The organism is Pediococcus damnosus (assembly GCF_001611155.1).
Lineage (GTDB): Bacteria > Bacillota > Bacilli > Lactobacillales > Lactobacillaceae > Pediococcus > Pediococcus damnosus.
Genome location: NZ_CP012294.1, coordinates 883,912 through 904,191 on the forward strand (window position 1 = coordinate 883,912; position 20,280 = coordinate 904,191).

The 20,280-nt window shown below is 38.1% G+C and carries 18 protein-coding genes and 1 tRNA gene; 4 read left to right on the plus strand and 15 right to left on the minus strand.

What is annotated here, in order from left to right; all coding sequences use genetic code 11:
* Positions 1-59: 59 nt before the first annotated feature.
* The 15 genes from ADU73_RS04310 to ADU73_RS04380 all read right to left on the minus strand — a co-directional run bounded on the left by ADU73_RS04310 (position 60) and on the right by ADU73_RS04380 (position 13,365).
* Positions 60-329 carry a hypothetical protein gene (locus ADU73_RS04310; RefSeq protein WP_046871001.1) on the minus strand — a complete coding sequence of 90 codons (270 nt, stop codon included), beginning with the start codon at positions 327-329 and terminating at the stop codon, positions 60-62.
* A gap of 60 nt (positions 330-389) precedes the next feature.
* Positions 390-653, minus strand: a complete 264-nt coding sequence (locus tag ADU73_RS04315) for a hypothetical protein (protein WP_046871000.1) — start codon at positions 651-653, stop codon at positions 390-392.
* 210 nt (positions 654-863) lie between these two features.
* Entirely contained in the window at positions 864-1,196 is a 333-nt protein-coding gene (locus ADU73_RS04320; protein ID WP_046870999.1) for a bacteriocin immunity family protein, read from the minus strand.
* A gap of 231 nt (positions 1,197-1,427) precedes the next feature.
* Positions 1,428-2,234, minus strand: a complete 807-nt coding sequence (locus ADU73_RS04325; protein WP_046870998.1) for a PHP domain-containing protein — start codon at positions 2,232-2,234, stop codon at positions 1,428-1,430.
* A gap of 12 nt (positions 2,235-2,246) precedes the next feature.
* Positions 2,247-2,711 (minus strand): RrF2 family transcriptional regulator, encoded by a 465-nt coding sequence (locus ADU73_RS04330; protein WP_046870997.1) that lies wholly within the window; start codon positions 2,709-2,711, stop codon positions 2,247-2,249.
* Positions 2,712-2,865: 154 nt separating this feature from the next.
* The gene (locus tag ADU73_RS04335) at positions 2,866-3,774 is read right to left on the minus strand and encodes an ROK family protein (protein WP_056986027.1); all 909 of its coding nucleotides are present in this window, start codon (positions 3,772-3,774) and stop codon (positions 2,866-2,868) included.
* Between the two features lie 315 nt (positions 3,775-4,089).
* Positions 4,090-5,529, minus strand: a complete 1,440-nt coding sequence (locus ADU73_RS04340) for a 6-phospho-beta-glucosidase (protein ID WP_056986028.1) — start codon at positions 5,527-5,529, stop codon at positions 4,090-4,092.
* Positions 5,530-5,706: 177 nt separating this feature from the next.
* Positions 5,707-7,092 (minus strand): PTS sugar transporter subunit IIC, encoded by a 1,386-nt coding sequence (locus tag ADU73_RS04345; protein WP_062913203.1) that lies wholly within the window; start codon positions 7,090-7,092, stop codon positions 5,707-5,709.
* A 228-nt stretch (positions 7,093-7,320) separates the two neighbouring features.
* Positions 7,321-7,956: an SDR family oxidoreductase gene (locus tag ADU73_RS04350; RefSeq protein ID WP_046870993.1), complete on the minus strand. Its 636-nt coding sequence runs from the start codon at positions 7,954-7,956 to the stop codon at positions 7,321-7,323.
* A gap of 207 nt (positions 7,957-8,163) precedes the next feature.
* Positions 8,164-8,727, minus strand: a complete 564-nt coding sequence (locus tag ADU73_RS04355) for an MgtC/SapB family protein (protein ID WP_062913204.1) — start codon at positions 8,725-8,727, stop codon at positions 8,164-8,166.
* 104 nt (positions 8,728-8,831) lie between these two features.
* Positions 8,832-9,158 carry a thioredoxin family protein gene (locus tag ADU73_RS04360; RefSeq protein ID WP_046870991.1) on the minus strand — a complete coding sequence of 109 codons (327 nt, stop codon included), beginning with the start codon at positions 9,156-9,158 and terminating at the stop codon, positions 8,832-8,834.
* Positions 9,159-9,205: 47 nt separating this feature from the next.
* A complete protein-coding gene (locus ADU73_RS04365; protein ID WP_062913205.1) occupies positions 9,206-10,144 on the minus strand; it encodes an aldo/keto reductase in 939 nt (312 codons plus the stop codon).
* A gap of 154 nt (positions 10,145-10,298) precedes the next feature.
* Positions 10,299-11,126 carry an alpha/beta hydrolase gene (locus tag ADU73_RS04370; protein WP_062913206.1) on the minus strand — a complete coding sequence of 276 codons (828 nt, stop codon included), beginning with the start codon at positions 11,124-11,126 and terminating at the stop codon, positions 10,299-10,301.
* Between the two features lie 39 nt (positions 11,127-11,165).
* The gene (locus tag ADU73_RS04375; protein WP_062916630.1) at positions 11,166-12,128 is read right to left on the minus strand and encodes a diacylglycerol/lipid kinase family protein; all 963 of its coding nucleotides are present in this window, start codon (positions 12,126-12,128) and stop codon (positions 11,166-11,168) included.
* Between the two features lie 295 nt (positions 12,129-12,423).
* Positions 12,424-13,365 carry an alpha/beta hydrolase gene (locus tag ADU73_RS04380; protein ID WP_046870988.1) on the minus strand — a complete coding sequence of 314 codons (942 nt, stop codon included), beginning with the start codon at positions 13,363-13,365 and terminating at the stop codon, positions 12,424-12,426.
* Positions 13,366-13,691: 326 nt separating this feature from the next.
* On the opposite strand from ADU73_RS04380, the gene ADU73_RS04385 reads away from it, so the two are divergent.
* The 4 genes from ADU73_RS04385 to ADU73_RS04395 all read left to right on the plus strand — a co-directional run bounded on the left by ADU73_RS04385 (position 13,692) and on the right by ADU73_RS04395 (position 20,204).
* The gene (locus tag ADU73_RS04385; protein ID WP_052694469.1) at positions 13,692-18,464 is read left to right on the plus strand and encodes a Cna B-type domain-containing protein; all 4,773 of its coding nucleotides are present in this window, start codon (positions 13,692-13,694) and stop codon (positions 18,462-18,464) included.
* Between the two features lie 130 nt (positions 18,465-18,594).
* Positions 18,595-18,667: transfer RNA gene (locus tag ADU73_RS04390), tRNA-Ala, on the plus strand.
* 220 nt (positions 18,668-18,887) lie between these two features.
* Positions 18,888-19,049, plus strand: coding sequence for a hypothetical protein (locus ADU73_RS10495; protein ID WP_155386953.1), 162 nt, complete (start codon positions 18,888-18,890; stop codon positions 19,047-19,049).
* Positions 19,050-19,184: 135 nt separating this feature from the next.
* The gene (locus tag ADU73_RS04395; RefSeq protein ID WP_046870987.1) at positions 19,185-20,204 is read left to right on the plus strand and encodes a virulence RhuM family protein; all 1,020 of its coding nucleotides are present in this window, start codon (positions 19,185-19,187) and stop codon (positions 20,202-20,204) included.
* The last annotated feature ends 76 nt before the right edge of the window (positions 20,205-20,280 follow it).

Genomic DNA, 20,280 nt, shown 5'->3' on the forward strand with positions numbered 1-20,280 from the left:
TAATTGTTGTTTAACGCTACTTCCGCTTTTTTAATAAGAGACTGCTTAAGTTTATGAACTTAACAACTAGGAATAGCTATTGCAGAAACAATTATGCTATAAATAATTTCCAGAATAATTACTCCCAAAATGGCTAGAATGCCACCTAACGTTCTAAGAAAACTTCCGTGAAATCTTGGTAAAAATTCAAAATAAGTACCAATTAAAAAGAGCCCAACTACCGTCACGCTATTGCCCCATCCTTTCCAAACTACTGTTATCCATGGAGACACGATCAGGCAGACAACTGCAAACCAAAAACTATATTTCATTATTTTTTCTTTGGTCATTCGAATTTTTCTCCTCAATTTTAAAAATTAAAACTATTAGTTGTCATTCTTTAGTCAATTTTAGGAATGACAGATAGCTAAAACGATAAAAGTATAAATAATTTCCAAAAAAGAGACTCCTAATATAGCTAAAATGCCGCCCAATACTCTAAGGAAACTTCCGCGAAATTTCGGTAAAAATTCATAGTAAGTTCCAATTGCAAGAATTCCTGTCGTCATTATTCCAATTCCCCAATTTCCCGCAACTACTGTTATCCATGGAGATACAATCAGACAAACAATCGCAAACCAGAAACCATATTTCATTATTTTTTCTTCAGTCATTAGCTTACTCCCCCTCAAAAGTGAGACAATTTAAAATTTATTTTCGATGCCGCTAATTTCCCATTTTACACCATTTGCGTTTTTCAGAGGATCAATTTAAATACAGTTGAAAAACCGTCCATAATTCAACGTGAATTATGAACGGTAAAAAAATATATCTTCTATTGTTTCTTGCAAATTACCAAAATTATGAATTTTTAAAACGCTCTATTAATTACTTGGCCAAAAGTTTGAAGTAGACAACATGTTAAGTTCACCCCACACCCCTTTAGAATGTGAAAAGTCGTTAATCTCTTGTAATATTTTGGCTTCTTTTTTAGATAGTTTTATTTTATCTACAAATGTATACTCCATTATATTCGTGTATACAGCCCGAACCTCCAATTGTGGTGTTTGTTGTTCTGATTCGACTTTTTTAATCCCTTGATCTAAAACAGAAGTAAATCTGCTTATCTTAATTGAATCATCTCTTGTTTCAAATAAAATACTAAGTTGCTTAAACAACTCAATGATTGTCTGCTTGTTATTGTCGTGTTTTTTCAAATTAGCCACCCCCATAAATAATTAACAAACGAGTTTTATTACATTTAAAAAGTTGAATTCAACTGCTCTTCCCTATCTATCAGTATAGGCACTAAACTTTCACTTAACACATTTTAATATTATCGTTAAAAAATTGGCAATAAACGTTTGCCTGCTATACATTCTTTTCAATTTCATGCAAAAAAGGCGTTTGAAAATCAAAACTGATTTTCAAACGCCTTTTCTTTTATTTTAGTACTTAATACCTTCATCCACATCGTCCAATGGCACAACGACCATGGCATTTTTCCGATAGACATTCACATGATGAATATCATGAGCTTTCAACATTTCAACCGCATTTTCATAATTGTTCATATATGAATTAGCTTCATGGGCATCTGACCCGATCGTATAACGTTTCCCACCAAGCTGCTTATAAATTTCAATTGCATAATCGTACAAACCGATATTATGATATTTATACATGCTAGTTGTATTCAATTCAAAGGCCATATTATAACGGACAGCAAGCTTCAAAATATTAGCTAACAATACACCCGCCGTTGTTTCAAACATCCCTGAAGTTAAATTAAGGTTACGTACACCGTAATCAAAGTGAGCTAAGACATCGGCATCGTGAAAGGCATTGATTCCCTTCCACATTAATCGATAGTACTTATCCGTTACTTCCAATGGATCCATCTGGGAAATCATGTTGTCACTAAAGTCATACTCAGCACTTCGATGGAAACTCAAAAGCTTAATATCAAAGGCATGTTGTTTCAGATAAGCATGAATGTCGGCCTCACGTCCAGCAAAGTAGCCGATTTCCACGCCTTTAAAAATGTGCTTACCGGATTCTTTTTCTAAACGTTTAATTTCACGTGAGTAGGCGTCATAATCAAACAGGTCATCCCCACTTTTATCATCCTTTGCCTTAAAATCTAAATGCTCTGTACTGACAAAGTTTTCACCAGCCAGCTTTAAATATGCAGCCATTTTTTCATCTGAATCAAATGAAAAATCTGTATGTACATGTTGATCATAATAATCCATAGAAAACTCATCTCACTTATCGTTTTTTTTGACTAATTGTTTAAAATATCCATGGTGATATAAATCCTGCTTCAGGTCCGCTAGGGTAAAGCGGTGATAGAATGCTCGATACTGATCATCGGCAAGTGTAAATAAATCAGTTAAGGTTTCCGACATATTATCAGAAATATGATCTGATTGATTGACACCTTCCGATTTTCCCGTAATAAATCGCGCATAACTTAAAGTTGGTGGGATTGTTAAATCGTATAACTCCCCCACGTTAATATCTTTGAGCGCTCTCTTTAGTTGATAACCGCCATTTTTCCCAACTGTTCCCTCAATGTACCCTTTTTTATGGAGGACTGATAAAATATTACGAATGACCACGGCATTGAGATCTAAAGAAGCGGCTAATTCTCGGCTAGCAATCTTACGCGGACTGTTTTCTTCTAAGTAAAATAAACTGTGCACCGCAACTGAAAAATCCAATTTCATTCGATCGGACCTCCTTGTTAATGTTTACACTTACATTTTAACACAAGTTTTCATTTTTCCACGGCAATAACCCCATTGGTAAACCGAAAATTCCTAGGATCATAAAAACGCCAGAAAGACAGACAATGCATGTCTATCTCCGGCGTTTTTTAGATTATTTTTCTGCTTGAATAGCGCGATAAACAGCACCAATAATGCCAGCATCATTCCGTAATTTAGCCGGTTTTACTTCCGCAAACCTTAAATCACGTACATCAGAGTTACGCGATTTCATGTCAGCAATTTTTGCATGCAATCCGTCAAGAAACTTAGGATTAGCAGAGATCCCTCCACCAATCAGCACAATTTCTGGATCAATTGCAACCATCAAATTAATGATTCCTTTTGCAAGGGCTGTATAGAAAAAGTCCAGGCTTTCTAACGCTACTTTGTCTTGCTTATCTGCCAAATCGTAAACCACTCTAGCATCCGTCACTTTTGGCTTACCACTGTGCTTGTTGTAGTAATTCAGTAGACCAAATACAGTTGCCCCTGTGAAACTAAGGCTGTTAAGTTGCAGATCCTGATCATCATTCACATCCATGACTGACATCATCCCAAATTCACCGGCCATCCCGTGACCACCACGATAAATCTGATCGTTAATGACCAGGCCACCACCAATGCCAGTTCCGACAACCATGCAATAATAGCTATGAAAACCAACTGCATTACCTTTCCATTGTTCTGCAAAAGCAGCTGCGTTCGCATCATTTTCAACTGTAGTGGTAATATTGGTGCGCTTTTCAATTTCTTGTTTCAAATTAATCCCAAAAAAGTCTTTAATGGCGCCACCGGTTGTCATGAAACCATCTTTTTGGACAATTCCAGGGGCACTTACCCCAATTGCTGTAATGTTTTTTTCTGCTTTAAACTTATCGACAATCGTAGCAATATTTTTGAGAATTTCTTCGCCTTTAATGCTAGTTTTGACGGCATCTTTCTCCAAAATCTTACCTGTTTCATCAACCAAGCCATATTTAATCGTTGTCCCACCAATATCAAGGCCAATATAATATTTCATGTGATTAACTTCCTTCATATTTATGTTATGTATGAAAAAAGGATTGAAATTAAGCCATCCGTTCCAACAAGATGACCGGAATGCTTTATTTCAGATCCTCTTTTTTCTAAACTTTTTGAATATACTGTCTTAATTTATCTGAAATGTGTTTAAAAAGGCACTAGTATTCACGTCGATGTCGATTGTACTATACCAAAAACCGGTAAGTACAAGTCGCACCTTTCTCCGCCTAGCTACGATAACCAAACGATTCCTAACCCGAATCATTCGGTTATCTAGGCTACTGCTCAAAAGCTATTTGCCTTTTGAAACACGCTACTTTAGGCCCTCACCATTGCTGGCAATCACCTTTTTATACCAATCAAATGAGTCTTTCTTTGAACGATTCAACGTGCCTTTTCCGTCATCATCTTTATCGACATAGATAAAGCCATAACGTTTGGACATCTGACCCGTTCCAGCAGAAACAAGATCAATGCAGCCCCATGGTGTGTAACCCATCAGGTCAACGCCATCAAGTGCAACTGCTTTTTCCATTTCAGCAATATGAGCTCGCAAGTAATCTACTCGGTAAGGATCATGGATACTACCATCGGCCTCAACCTTGTCACGGGCACCTAAACCATTTTCAACAATGAACAATGGTAAATGATAGCGATCAGTTAACCAGTTTAGAGAATAACGCAATCCAACTGGATCAATTGGCCAATCCCATTCACTCGTTTGCAAAGTCGTATTCTTGGTCACTGGCTCTTCCGGATTAATATCGCCATCCAAATCAATGCCGTCAGCCTTAACGGTCATAGAGTTATAGTAGCTCAAACCAATGTAATCAACGGTTCCTTGTTTCAAGATTTCGCGATCTTCATCGGTAATATCTTTACGATAGCCTTTGCGTTTCAAATAAGTTTCAATATTATTTGGATAAACGCCATTAGCATGCACATCAGAGAACCAATAACGGCGTTGCATCATGCGCTCTGCCAACATAATATTTTTCGGATCCGCATTTAATGGATAAATTGGCGTCATGTTGATCATGCAACCAATTTGGAAATCAGGATTAATTTTGTGACCCACTTTAACAGCTTTAGCACTTGCCACTAGTTCATAATGAGCGGCCTGATACATAGCAGCTTCGCGATCTTCTTTTTTCACACTGCTAAACAAAATTCCCGAGTTGGTTGCAAGTGAAAATTCACTATTAAAATCACTCTGGTTATCAATTTCATTAAATGTCATCCAGTATTTAACTTTGTCCTTATACCGTTTAAAACATGTTTCAGCAAAGTTCATGTAAAAGTCGATCACTTTCCGATTTGCGAAACCGCCGTACTCTTTAACAAGATGGTAAGGCATCTCAAAATGTGCCAATGTAATGACTGGTTCAATACCGTATTTGTGGCATTCATCAAATAAGTCATCGTAAAAACGCAATCCAGCTTCGTTTGGTCTGTCTTCGTCGCCGTTTGGAAAAATCCGTGTCCAAGCAATGGATGTTCGGAAACACTTGAAGCCCATTTCAGCAAAAAGCTTTACATCTTCCTTATAGCGATGATAAAAATCAATCCCATCATGATTAGGATAGTTCTTTCCAGGTAGTACACCATCTGTAATCTCACGTGGAACACCATTAGCTCCCGCCGTCATTACATCTGCGACGCTGACACCTTTGCCGCCTTCTTGCCAGCCACCTTCAAGTTGGTGAGCAGCAACAGCGCCACCCCATAGAAAACCATCCTTTAATTTACTCATATTCAATAAACTCCTCTCATTTTTATAATTCTTTATATTTTTAGCATAAGATTTTTTGCAAGCGTTTTACATTAAAATGCTTATTTTTTCCAAAAGTTTCATAGCGCTTACAATTACTCTGATAAAAAAATCTATTCACTTTGATTTTCATCGCCATAAATAGACTTTTTAGTTAAATTAATCAGTTGCATGTTCTGTTGTTGCAGCGGCATTTGCTTCTTTAGTATGTGCCTCTGAATCTTCGGCAGCATTTTCCTGTGCTAATAACATTTGATCTTGTTTGCGTGCAAAAGGCAAGTAAACAAAGAACGAAAGTACTAGTACAAATGCCTGCCAAATCATCATTTTCCAACCACCGACTAATAATCCAGAAATAATTGGTGGTGTAGTCCATGGAATATAGACACCATTCAAATATGGTAGAAAACCAACTTTAATTAATAAATAAGTTGATCCCATTGAAATAAGCGGCATCGCCATAAATGGAACAATCAACAACGGATTCATAACGACCGGAACACCGAAAAGAACAGGTTCATTAATATTAAACAATCCTGGAACAAAAGATAATCTTCCGATACTCTTCATCTGCGCCGATTTTGCGAAGAACGCCATAAATACAACTAATCCAATTGTCATACCAGATCCAGTAACAGTACCAAACTGATCCAATAGTGATTGAATAAAGATATGGCCACCGTTTGCAGCAGTAACAACACCATGTGCCTTGAAGATTGCAGCGTTTTGTAGAGCATTGGCCTGCAAAATGGGATCCATAATTCCACCAACAATAACTGCACCATGAACACCGAAAAACCAGAAAAAGGGAATCAGTAATGCAATAACTACGACACCACCAAATGAATCAGTCATACCTTGTAATGGTGTTTGTACTACTTGATAAATCCACTGTGTCATTGTTGTGTGAGCAGTAACATCAAACAAAATGTACACTAACAACCAGCCTGTCACAATTACAAAAGCTGGAATCAGAGCTACAAATGAATCAGATACTGCAGGTGGTACTTGCTCAGGCAACTTAATCGTAATATGATGCTTGAGGAACCATGAATAAGCCCAGCCTGTTAACAATCCAATAATGATTGCGGCAATCATACCTTGGCCACCAAGCCAAGTTCGATCAATAAATCCGCCTAACATTGTAGGAGCTTGTGTTGCTGAAATAACTGTTTTACCAGCTGCATTCAGTACTGGTGTTGATGGACGCATAACAAGAAAGAAACTAACTAATGCTGTCATTCCGGCAGGTAATGGTTCAAACCCATCATCTTTTACCCAGTTGTATGCAATACCAACAACCGCAAAAATAGCTAAAACACCAAATGAAGCATTATATGCTTGTGTCCAATATGGAGTCAGCCCTGTCGCATTCATCCAATTAGCAACAGCTGGCAGTGGAAATGAACTCAACAGTAAAAATACAGATCCAACCATAATGAATGGTAAACTGACTAACATACCATTCTTTAAGGCTGTGATCGCTTTGGTATTAACAAACTTCATAATTGGTGGTAGAAGTTTGTTGTTAATCCAATCGTTCATTAATATCACCTCAAATAATAATTGCTTATATATGTTCTAAGAAAATAATTGAAAAACCTTTGGCCAATGGTTACAAATCATGAAGCGCTTTCAATAGGTACATTATAACCTCAATATTTGGCCGTTGTACAGGCGTTTCCAAAATAAAAAACATGTTCCATTTAAGGTTCAAGTACCTTATTTGGAACATGTTTCATGAAAACGATTTAACCGCTTTCATACGAGGGCTTACAGCTGGCTCACTGCTTCATTAATTGGCGTTTCTCCCGTACTAACTGCGAATTCTTTTTTGATTGTATTAGGATTATGCAATACTGATATAAGTACTTCTGCCACATCTTCCCGCGCAATTTTACCAGTTTGTTGATCAATAACAACACCACCTTTGCCAGCATCATTAGTCAATGCACCAGGTTTTACAATGGTATAGTCTAAACTTGTTTCGTCCTTAAGATAGAGATCTGCATAATGTTTCGCAACATAATATGGTTTAATCGCTGTCCAACGGGTTCGGTCTTCAGCATTCATCGCACTTACTAAAACAAATCGCTTAATGCCTGCCTTTTCGGTAGCTTCCATACTTTTAACAGCACCATCCAAATCAATCAAAAGTGTTTGATCATCACCTGTTTTACCACCAGATCCGGCACTGAACACAACTGCATCAACATTCGTTAGGGATTTAGCCAATTCTTCAGGCTGTTCGTTTAAATCATACAGCTGAGTTTCGGCCCCCTGATCTTCAAAAAAGGCACTTTGTTTACTATCTCGAATTCCAGCGACAACTTCATCGCCACGTGCCAATAATTGTGCCACTAAGAGTTTGCCAATCTGGCCATGAGCTCCAATTACAAATACTTTCATGTAAAAACCTCCTATTATAGATAAGTTTGAGTAATTATTTATGTTCTTAAATTTACACTATCATTTCCCCATCCAATGTGAAAACAAAAATGCTTGAAAGACTCTAATAAATTTCCATCGCCACAATTTCCGGAATGGCTTCCAGAATCTCCGTTAATTTTTCTTTACTAAATGTTTCTGGGTATTGAACCGTCATTCGCACATTATCTAGTGCTTCTGCCTTTCTGACTCGAATACTAGCAATGGTAATATCATTTTTTGAAGTGCTTTTTGAATCACCGAAATGTTGTGATGTCCATGTTTAACCTTCAACCTGATTTCACTATAGTGGGGTAATCGTAACCAGGCCAAGTCACGGTGTAACATAATCTGAGTCCCCAGAACTAACAAGGCCGAAAAGATTCCAACAACGTACATTCGCGCCCCAATAGCCATCCCGACGCCAGCCGTTGTCCACAAGCCAGTCGCGGTTGTTAACCCGTTGACATCTTCATGTTTGACAATGATTGTTCCAGCACCAATGAACCCAATGCCACTGACGATTTGAGCCGCAATCCGGGAAGGATCCAACTCGATCCCTTTATTGCCCAACAAATCCATAAATCCGTATTTAGATACAATCATCATTAACGCCGAACCAACCGCAATAATAATATGCGTTCGCAATCCAGCTGTTTTAGCGCGGGCGTCTCGTTCATATCCGATCGCAAATCCGCAAGCGCCCGCGATTAACACACGTAAAATCAAGTCAAATTGTGTAGCAATTGACATGTTACTTCTAACCTCCTTGAAATTTATTTTTTGATACAAAAAAGCAGGATCATCTGTATTCAAGTATACAGTCAATCCTGCTTATCTTTTAATGATCCGTTTGATTATTTTTCGATACTATCGACAAAATTTTCTACTTCTTGACGAGTCTTACGATCACCATTCACAAAACGACCAATTTCTTCGCCATCTTCTAAAGCGATGAAGCTAGGAATTCCCATAACCCCGAATTTTTGCGCGATTTTAATATTTGCGTCACGATCCACTGTTACCCAATCATATTGATTGTATTCAGCTTCAATTTCAGGCATTACTGGCTTAATGAATGAGCAATCAGGACACCATCCAGCTGTGAAAAATAGCATTTTTTTACCAGTTTTAATCGTATCAAGGATTTCTTGATCCGTTAATTGTTGTTCTTGTGCATCCATTATAATTCCTCCCGTAAATTGAAATTTCTTTGCTTAGCACTTACTTTTTATAAGTCTTTAAACAATGAATTTATTGTACCATATTCTTCTTTAGATAGGGTAACTTTTTGCGCTCCTGCATTAGCTACAACCTGCTTAACCTGCTTGGCGCCTGGAATAACCACCGACACATCTGGATTTTTAATGTACCATGCCAAAACAATCTGGGCAATTGTGCCTTGATGTTTGTCCGCAATCGACCGTAATTCTTGCACGCGTTTAATGATTTCTGCAAACCGTTTCCCTTGGAAATCAGGATTATTATGTCGGATATCATCCGACTCAAATGAGACTGTACTTGAATACTTACCGGTTAATAAGCCTGATGCTAGTGGGAAGTATGGCACAAATGAAATCTGGTTGGCTTTTAGATAAGGCATGAGTTCTTTTTCGGCATCCCGATGAATCAAGCTATACTGATTCTCCACAATATCGACCAGACCATCTTTATTGGCCTCCTTGATTTGATCAAGCGAGGCATTGGAAATCCCAATCGCCTTAATTTTTCCTTCTTGTCGTTTTTCGTCCAGCGCCTTAACAGCTTCATTTAACGGCGTTTTGCCATCTGGAAAATGAATATAAAAAATATCGATATAGTTTGTCTGCAATCTTTCTAAAGCGTCTTCAACCGCCTGTTTCAAAAATTCAGGTGAATTATTCAGCTGATCAGGATGCCCCGTTGTTTGAGCCGCCTTAGTAGCAATCACGATTTTCTTGCGATCATAGCCTTGAATGGCCTTACCAATCAACTCTTCCGAACGACCAAATCCGTACGCATAGGCTGTATCTAGAAAATTGACGCCATGATCTAGCGCTGCTTTTACAATTTGAATTCCTTGTTCATCATTCAAATTGGGAAACAGGTTATGGCCACCAACCGCGTTCGTTCCCAATCCGAGTGGGTTTGCCATCACATTTGTCTTACCAATTTTTACATTTTCTACCATTAAATAGTCTCCTCTTCCCTGCTAATGTTTAATCGAATTATTTCTTTTGTTCTAATCACACCATTCATTTTAAACGTCGTTTATTAAAAAAGCATATAATTCGCCTCAAATAAAAAATCTAAATTAAATCTTAAAAAATAGCTACCTCTGCAATTTAAACGGCAGTCGTAGCTAATGTCTTGTTTTCATTTGATTCTAACGCTTGTGCATCAGTACTTCGCGTTTGCATATTTGGTAGGTTAGGATGCTCAGTCCATAAGAAATCATTCACGGAGTTAAAAACTAACGGATTATGATTCAAACTGCAGTGATAACCTTCCTCACAAGTAAAGAGGAGTTCCCGATAATTTTTCAAAACGCCATGTAAAAGATATTTAACTGACCGGGCTGAATTAACCGACATAAAACAATCATTGTCAAAATGGCCTTCTATTTTTCCAACCACATTAAATAGTTGCACGCCCTTAGGAAAATGATCGCGGTAGGTCAACATCCGTTTGAAATGTTTGGTTTGGTGCACGGGTCGGTAATCCATTTTAAGAATTTTTGGAACCGGCTGAGCCCCAAGGAATCCTTGCAGTCCGTTAAACGGTCCTGCAATGGTAACCAACTTTTTTAACTTAGGAACGCGTAAGTCATCCTCATACATCAACGCCTCATTTACCAAGTCGTTGCTGCCTAACGAATGGCCAACACCATTATATTCCATCACATTAAATTCACGTTTTAGTAGGATCAATAGGCTATGTAACCAATTAATCTGGACAAATTCTGGTGCGCGGTTATTTTCGAATAGCACTTGCACAATTGGGTTTTTCACCCTCATATTTTTAGATTCAGAAATGGTGATTCTGCCGTAATGTGTAATCGTGGCTGTCATAACTTGTTTGGCCAAGCCCGCATGCTGAGCCGATGAAATCATGTTTCTCGTTGAATGGACACCACCATTAAATCCGTGAACAAAAATAGTTACAGCATTCAATTTAAAATCCCCCCAATTATCTCTGAAATTCTGTTTACTTTACTGAGCCACATCTTTTATCCAAAAAGGACGCTGTGTTACCCAGAAATCAATATTAAACTTTTGTTTTTGAATATTTTCACCATTTACTTGCCCGTTTTCAGGTAAAGTAGTTTCGAGATGCAATTGGCTGGTTCGAAAATGATGCACCACTCGCGATTTAAGATGGTTGCCAGTTGTCAGCATTTGGATAAATAATCTTATAAATCGAGGTGCACCTAATTGCTCAACAACCACCAAATCTAATTTTCCGTCATGCAAATCGGCAAGTGGCATAATTGGTACCCCGCCGCCAAAATATTTTATGTTTGTTGTGGTGACTAAAAAAGCACGTGAAAACTTCTGTTCAGTCTCGTTAGTTTTCACAGACAATCCAAACGGCTTTTGCCTAAAAAAGGTCTTAATCAAAGAGGCAACATAGGCATTTGATTGTAAATGGTATTTTTTTAGATTATCTTTTTGGCCAGCATTAGCAGCATGAACCACTGATGCATCGAAACCAATCCCCACATTATTTGTAAAGAAGGTCTCATGTGAATCCATTCTATTTTTATAAACTCCAACATCTAAACTAATTGCATGCTGAACTTCAAGAAACTGTTTAACTGCTGCTAATGGCTGAGTTGGCATCTTAATGCCTCGGGCAAAGTCATCTCCTGATCCTGCTGGTAAATAGCCCAGGGGAATCTGATCTCCGCCACCTAAATGAAGCCCATTTAAAACTTCGTGCAAGGTTCCGTCACCGCCAACAGCAACAACTACCCATTTTTCACCCAACTTGTGATGGAGCGCAAAATCACGGGCAAGCTGAACCCCGTTTCCGGGATGATCTGTCATTTCTACTCTATAATTTACTTTTTCTTCCTTCAATTGAACTTCAATTTTTTGCCAAATTTTTTTAGCCTGTCCAGCATCTGCAAAGGGGTTCACGATCATTAGGAAGTTTGGTCTTATTTCTGTCACCGAAACTCACCACTCTTAATTTTATAATCAATACGCTCTAGTTTACCATACGAATTTAACCGAAAACCAGACGAATAGCGACATTATCATAATTTTTATAAAAAAGAGTGGGAAATAAGGCGATTAGATTTCGAGCATAGCCTAGATAACCTAACGATTCGGTTTGAGAATCATTTGGTTATCGTAGCTAAGCGGAGAAATCTGCCTTGTTTTCCACGTTTTAGATATAAAACTAAAGAGCAGAAAAATAAGAGACTAGGAAAGCACTTTTCCCAATCTCTTCATTATAAGATATTTAGTTTTTGTCTACCCATTGTTTTAGAAATTCTTCAATTGTTTGTTGATACTTCTCAGGATCTGCTTTGCGTGATTGCACATGATCTGCGCCATGAACTTTATGACTTTCTTTTGGCAGCTTTTTTGCAAGTGAAGCCTTAATCTCAGCCATCATTTCAACCGGCACATACCGATCTGAATCCCCGTGAATCATCAAAACAGGAATTGAGATATTAGCTGCTTGATGAGCAATGTCAGCCTCTTTAAGTGAATAACCACCGGTCACGCGTGTCATAAGACTCACAAATGTGCTAAGAAATGGTGGAAGAAAGTAGTGATGGCCCAAACGATAACTAAATTCCTTTTGAGCTGAGCTAAACCCACTATCCTCAATAACGGCATCCACATTTGATGGTAAATCAGGTTCGCCAGCTGCCGCTAGAACAGTGGCTGCCCCCATACTGACACCGAACAGCACGATTTTCTGCTTGCTTGTACTTCGTTTATTAATTTCTTCAGTCCATTTGATATAATCACGCCGATCTAACCAGCCAAAGCCCACAATGTGACCATCACTGACACCGTGGCCACGTGCATCTGGCATTAAGACGTTATACCCTAAATCCATGAACATTTTCGCATACGGAATCATTTGATCATGAACATTATGGTAGCCGTGCGCCAGAATAACTGTTTTATCGCTATCATTGGAAAGGTAAACAGCTGCTAAATGAATGCCATCTTCAGCCCGAATAAACCAGGTTTGTTTGACCAACTGTTTATACCAGTCATAACTATCTAATGTGTCATCCTTTTTATGGGCTTTACGAATGGCATGTCTCTTCTGCGAACTAGTGGTTTTAATCCCCATCTGATAACTCACCAAACTACTGATTCCAAGACTAGCAGCCACCCCGATTAACGATATGCCAGCTACTTTTAAAATCTTCTTTGTGCGCACGTCATCATCTCCTCGTATTATTTATTACCTTCATTATATCCTAGAACAATAATTAAAACATGGAACAGCCTTATAAATGAGTTCACTATCAATGACTCATTCTTAAAAATAACAGCTTAAGTATTTTGGGGAGATTTTGCATGTCTTAATTAAAAATTGCATTCAAGTAATCGGAAGTATTTGCATAAACGTTTCTGAAAAAAAGTAAAGATAACCAAATTAATGTAAGTATTACCGGCAATAAATGATAATATATACATGTAAGTGTACCAATTTATTCGCAAATGATATGTAAGTTAAAAGTTAAAAAATGTGGGGTGCTTATTATGACAAATACAATTAAACGGAGATTCCAAGCGATTCTAATGCTAGTCGCAATGTTAATGTCGATTTTCACATCGTTTCCTTCTCCTTCCAGCATGACTTCTCAAAAAGCTAATGCTGCGGGGATTACCGTTGATGGTTTGGGAGCCGGTGGTGCGAAAATTACAGATAGTTCTGGAAATAATGTTACAGATGAAACTAGCCTGGATAACGGTACAAATTATAAAGTTAATTATAATTGGACAATAGCTGACAACGTTACAATCAATGTTGGTGACACCGCAACCGTAACTTTACCAAGTACAGTTACGCCACAGTCTGATACAACTGTACCCATCAAAGATGAAGATGGCACACAAATTGGTACTGTGACTATAAAAGCTGGCGAACATACTGGGACAATTACGTTTACTCAAGCATTTAACAGTCACGGTCGAAAGGGAACCCTATCGCTTAACGTTATAGGTACTACCAACAACGGTGCAACTAATACTGGATTCATCAACAAAAACGGTTGGGTTGATGCCCCAAGTGAAGTTGATAGTATTCCAACCAAATTATATTGGAACTTATTATTAAATCGCGATGGCAAAAATGTAAATAACGTTGTCTTAACGGACACCCTTGGTTCTGGACAAGAGTACATAGCCGGATCATTAAAAGCTCAAACAGGGACTTATGCAAATGGCGAATTTACAGCAACTGGAGATAAAGACGCAAAAGTAACTCAGGACGGTAATACTCTTACAATTGATTTGGGCAACATCACTACTGCCATTAGTATTGTTTACAATGCCAGTGTAAAGGTACCTAATCTTAACCCGGATACCGGCTACACTTGGTCAAACAAAGTATCCGCAGCCTATACAGGTAGCGGCACCGGTACCGGTGATGGTAACACTAGCCAACGAGATGTTCCGTGGGGTGGCGGCGGTACTGCAGGCGGTTATGACGGTTCAGTCACGCTTAACAAGACCGACAGCAATACTGGCAAATCCTTACAAGGTGCTGAATTCAGTTTGACAAAGGACGATGATCCCAAATTTGAACAAAATCTTACAACAGATAGCAATGGGACCATTTCAGTATCTAAACTGGCATCCGGCTCTTACAAATTTACTGAAACTGCAGCACCAGATGGTTATAAATTGGACAACACACCCATACCATTTACGATTAAAGAAGGTTCAGACACAGATCTTAATCAGAAACTTGCAGTTACAAATTCTGCCACAACTTCAATCAGTGGGACTAAAACTTGGGACGATAACAACAACGCAAGCAGTAAACGTCCGGATAGTATAACGGTTAATCTGCTTAAAAATGATACGAAAATTGACAGTAAAAAGGTAACTGCCGCTGATAAATGGAAATACAGTTTTACTGGACTAGATAAATATGTAAATAAAACTGGGACTGAGGAAAATAAGTATAAGGTGACTGAGGATCCAGTAGATGGTTACACGAGTGCAGTAGCAGTAAATGGAACTGATATTACCAATACATTGAATTCAGCTGATAAAACTTCGGTTAGTGGAACCAAAACTTGGTCTGATGACAATAATGCCAATCATACCCGTCCTGATAGTGTCACTATAAACCTCTTAAAAAATGGTCAGCAGGTTGACAGTAAGACAATTACTGCTGCAGATAATTGGCAATATAGTTTCGATAATTTAGATAAAAATGATAGTAACGGAAAAGAAATCCCCTACACAGTTTCTGAAGATACCGTACCGAATTACACCAGCAAGGTAGATGGCAATAACATTACAAACACCTTATCTGGTACAACCTCCGTTAGCGGGACCAAGACATGGGCCGACAACAACAACGCGGATGGCGCTCGACCAGATAGCATTACCGTTGATTTGTTCAAAAACGGTACCAAGGTTGATAGTAAACAAGTTACCGCTGCTGATAATTGGAAATATAGTTTCGATGGTTTAGATAAATACGACGCCGACGGTAAAGCATTTACGTACACTGTAAAAGAAGAAGATGTTCCGGGCTATGCAGGTAGTCAAACGAATAACGACTTTACAAATACGATCACGGGCGAAACGGAAATTGCTGGTAACAAGACTTGGAATGACAACAACAACGCCAACAATACCCGCCCTGATCACATCACCGTTGACTTGTCGCAGAATGGAACGCAAATTGCTACCAAACAAGTTAGTGCAGCAACTAATTGGCAGTATGACTTCTCTCATTTAGCCAAATATGATGCTCAGGGTAACCGGATTTTATATGCTGTTTCTGAAGAAAAGGTTCCAGGCTACACAAGCAAGCAAGATGGCGATGATTTTACCAATACTGTTTCTGGTACTACTAAGGTCGATGGTACAAAAACATGGGTAGACAATAATAATGCTGATCACACCCGGCCGGACAGTATCACCGTTGATCTTTATAAGAATGGTACAAAGACTGACAGTAAAACGGTAACCGCGGCCGATAATTGGAAATATAGTTTTTCAAACTTAGATGAATATGATGCTCAAGGAAATTTAAATAAATATACCGTTAAAGAAGTCCCTGTTACTGGTTATACAACCAAACAAGATGGTGACAACTTCACAAATACCGTTGCTGATAAAACCAATATTAGTGGTACTAAAACATGGATGGATGGCAATAATGCTGATCATACCCGGCCAGACAGTGTCACCGTGAACCTATTAAAGAATGGTTCAAAGGTTGACAGCAAGACCGTCACGGCGGCCGACAATTGGCAATACAGTTTCAAGGATTTAGATAAGTATGATAGCACCACCGGAAAAGATAATTCGTATACTGTGACAGAAGATGCCGTTCCAGGATATACCAGCAAGGTAGATGGCGATAACATCACAAACACCTTAACTGGTACAACCTCCGTTAGTGGAACCAAGACTTGGGCCGACAATAACAATGCTGATGGTGCCCGACCAGATAGCATTATCGTTGATTTGTTCAAAAACGGCACCAAAGTTGATAGTAAACAAGTTACTGCTGCTGACAACTGGAAATATAGTTTTGATAATTTAGATAAATACGACGCCGATGGTAATTTAATTACTTACAGCGTAAAAGAAGAAGCTGTTCCGGGCTACGCAGGTAGTCAAACGAATAACGACTTTACAAATACGATTACTGGCGAAACTGAAATTGCTGGTAACAAAACTTGGAATGATAGCAACAACGTCAACAATACGCGTCCTGATCACATCACCGTTAACTTGTCTCAGAACGGCACACAAATTGCTACCAAACAAGTTAGTGCAGCTACTAATTGGCAATATGACTTCTCTCATTTAGCCAAATATGATGCTCAGGGTAACCGAATTTTATATGCTGTTTCCGAAGAAAAGGTGCCAGGATATACAAGCAATCAATCTGGTACCAACTTCACCAACACTGTTTCTGGCACCACCGCAGTTAGTGGTGAAAAGACATGGCTTGATAACCGAAATGCCGATCACACACGTCCGGACAGTATCACCATTGATTTATACAAGAACGGTACCAAGGTAGATAGTAAACAAGTTACTGCCGCAGATAATTGGAAATATAATTTCTCAAATCTAGAAAAGTATGATGACCAAGGCAACTCAATTAACTATACGGTCTCTGAAGAAAAGGTTCCTGATTATACAGGCACTCAAAATGGAACCAACTTTACCAATACCGTGTCTGAACCAACTGCAATTAGTGGGACAAAGACTTGGAATGATGACAATAACGCAGATCATACACGGCCTGACAGCATCACCATTGATTTGTATAAGAATGGCAATAAAGTCGACAGTAAACAAGTTACTGCCGCTAATGATTGGAAATATAGTTTCTCTAACCTAGCGAAATATGATTCTCAAGGTAACCCAAATAAATTTACAGTTAAAGAAGCTCCTGTCACTGGTTACACAAGTAAACAAGATGGCAATGACTTCACAAATACCGTTACTGGCGAAACTAATATCAGTGGGACTAAGACCTGGAAAGACGACAATAATTCGGATCACACGCGTCCTGATAGCATCACCATTGATTTATACAAGAATGATAACAAAGTCGATAGTAAGAAAGTTACTGCCGCCGACGATTGGAAATATAGCTTCTCTAACCTAGCGAAATATGATTCCAATGGTAAGTTAAACAAATACACGGTTAACGAAGAAAAAGTATCTGATTACGCAAGTAAACAAGATGGCAATGACTTCACAAATACCGTTACTGGCGAAACTAATATCAGCGGAACCAAGACTTGGAAAGACGATAACAATTCGGATCATACGCGGCCTGATAGCATTACCATTGATTTGTATAAGAATGGTAATAAAATCGACAGTAAGAAAGTTACTGCCGCCGATGATTGGAAGTATAGTTTCTCTAATTTAGCGAAATATGATTCCAATGGTAAATTAATTGCTTATACAGTTAAGGAAGAAAAAGTGTCTGGTTACACAAGCAAACAGGCTGGAAACAGCTTTACCAATACGCTTATTCCAAATACTCCTAATCCTAATAAGCCTAATAAACCAAATCAACACAAGACGCCTAAGGTACCCAATAAACCAAATCCTAAACCACCTGTTAAACCAAAAGTACAAAAGGTTCAGCATAAAACACCTCATACTAAGAAAAACACAACGTTAGCTAAGAAAGTTAAAAAAGCTATCAAAGGTGTCCTTCCTCAAACTGGGAGTGGCAGAGATGTTTTACTAGTTGTGATAGGTGTTGTGTTGTTGAGCGGTCTAGCTTGGTTTTCGAGAAAACGATTAAGTAAATAAGTTTGTTAAGTTAAAAGATAGAACAGAATACAATCTGTTCTATCTTTTTGTCTATTTAGCTTTGAAAGTACTCAAAAGTTTAAATTTCTTCTTCTGCAGTTTTGCGTTATACTGGTTAAGTAAGCTTTTTGGGCCCTTAGCTCAGCTGGGAGAGCGCTTGCTTCGCATGTAAGAGGTCGACGGTTCAAATCCGTTAGGGTCCATTGATAGAAAAAGGTTGGTACGGATAGGCGACTTTAACCGCCTATTGTACCAACCTTTTTATTTTTTATACAACTGATTAAAAGATACAAATGACAGTATAAATGGCAGTAGGAAAATAATTTAATAAACCGTGGCGGTTTCAAAAGATTATGAGAAATGAATATATTAATCAGCATTTAATTAAGGAACCTATTCGAATTTTAGATAGAAGAGGATCAAATGAAAAATAAACGTGGCATTTTAGCTCTAGCTTTTGCGCTGTTTATGTTTTTATCCATAGGCATAAGCAATGCTACAGCCAACACTGATGATGAGAACGACAAAATTAAACATAGTGTTTTTCATACGCGAAAATACAGACGCAGAAAAATAAAAAAGTAAAACGGCTTAACACGTACTTATTCATGATGACTAAAAAAGTTATTCACAGATAAAATATTGTCAAAATCAGTTCTACAGAATGTTCGTATTCTAAAGTGATCGATTTCGACTAGTTTAAAAATGGGGGAAATAATAATGAATACTGAAAAAGCTAAATTCTTACTCTACAAAACCGATAATAGAGCGGTCAGCATTGATGTCATTATCAGTGATAAAACCATTTGGGCTACTCAAAAATCAATAGCCGAATTATTTGGAGTTAGCATTGCTACCATAAGTCGCCATTTAAAAGATATTTTTACTTCTGGAGAATTAAATGAAGAAGTGGTTGTTACAAAAAGTGTAATAACCACTCAACATGGTGCTATAAAAGGAAAAACTCAATCAAAACTAACTTCTTTTTATAATTTAGATGCCATTATTTCGGTTGGTTATCGCGTAAATTCCATCCAAGCTACCCACTTTCGTCAGTGGGCTACCCGGACCCTTGATGAGTATATGATAAAGGGATTTGCCATTGATGATGAACGGCTGAAACAGGGCTCTAATTTGCTTGATAAAGATTACTTTGATGAACTGCTTGAAAGAGTACGTTCAATTCGCGCTAGTGAAAGAAGAGTATGGCAGAAGGTTACAGATATCTTTGCGGAAATCAGTTCAGACTACGACCCTAAAAGTCTAGTCACCAAAAACTTCTATGCTACCGTGCAAAATAAATTTCACTACGCTATTACAGGACAAACAGGCGCCGAAATCATTTACAAACACGCTGACCATAGCAAGCCACACATGGGACTAACCACGTGGAAAAATTCACCTAATGGGCGCGTTTTAAAATCAGATGCCCAAGTTGCTAAAAACTATTTAGATAAAGATCAAATTAGAAAACTTGAACGTAATGTATCCAGCTATTTTGATTATGTAGAGGATCTAACCGAACGACACAACACTTTTACTATGCAAGAATTTTCTGATAGCATTGATCGTTTCTTATCATTTCGAGAATATGCAGTACTTCCCGATAATGGATCCATCTCCATGAAAAGCGCTAAAAATAAAGCTTCAAAGGAATATGACGAATTTAATAAAACTCAAAAAATAACATCTGATTTCGATAAACAAGTTAAAAAAATGATTGATAAAGAACACAATTAGATATCTGAATTAGTTTCTAAATCAAAAATTCTGTCCAAAACTGATGACAAAAAAAGCTGAAATATTTTGGAGGAGT

Coding starts and splice junctions, on each gene's coding strand:
- ADU73_RS04310 (WP_046871001.1), bottom strand. CDS start 329: ATGACCAAAGAAAAAATAATGAAATATAGTTTTTGGTTTGCAGTTGTC.
- ADU73_RS04315 (WP_046871000.1), bottom strand. CDS start 653: ATGACTGAAGAAAAAATAATGAAATATGGTTTCTGGTTTGCGATTGTT.
- ADU73_RS04325 (WP_046870998.1), bottom strand. CDS start 2,234: ATGGATTATTATGATCAACATGTACATACAGATTTTTCATTTGATTCA.
- ADU73_RS04330 (WP_046870997.1), bottom strand. CDS start 2,711: ATGAAATTGGATTTTTCAGTTGCGGTGCACAGTTTATTTTACTTAGAA.
- ADU73_RS04335 (WP_056986027.1), bottom strand. CDS start 3,774: ATGAAATATTATATTGGCCTTGATATTGGTGGGACAACGATTAAATAT.
- ADU73_RS04340 (WP_056986028.1), bottom strand. CDS start 5,529: ATGAGTAAATTAAAGGATGGTTTTCTATGGGGTGGCGCTGTTGCTGCT.
- ADU73_RS04345 (WP_062913203.1), bottom strand. CDS start 7,092: ATGAACGATTGGATTAACAACAAACTTCTACCACCAATTATGAAGTTT.
- ADU73_RS04350 (WP_046870993.1), bottom strand. CDS start 7,956: ATGAAAGTATTTGTAATTGGAGCTCATGGCCAGATTGGCAAACTCTTA.
- ADU73_RS04355 (WP_062913204.1), bottom strand. CDS start 8,727: ATGTCAATTGCTACACAATTTGACTTGATTTTACGTGTGTTAATCGCG.
- ADU73_RS04360 (WP_046870991.1), bottom strand. CDS start 9,158: ATGGATGCACAAGAACAACAATTAACGGATCAAGAAATCCTTGATACG.
- ADU73_RS04365 (WP_062913205.1), bottom strand. CDS start 10,144: ATGGTAGAAAATGTAAAAATTGGTAAGACAAATGTGATGGCAAACCCA.
- ADU73_RS04385 (WP_052694469.1), top strand. CDS start 13,692: ATGACAAATACAATTAAACGGAGATTCCAAGCGATTCTAATGCTAGTC.
- ADU73_RS10495 (WP_155386953.1), top strand. CDS start 18,888: ATGAAAAATAAACGTGGCATTTTAGCTCTAGCTTTTGCGCTGTTTATG.
- ADU73_RS04395 (WP_046870987.1), top strand. CDS start 19,185: ATGAATACTGAAAAAGCTAAATTCTTACTCTACAAAACCGATAATAGA.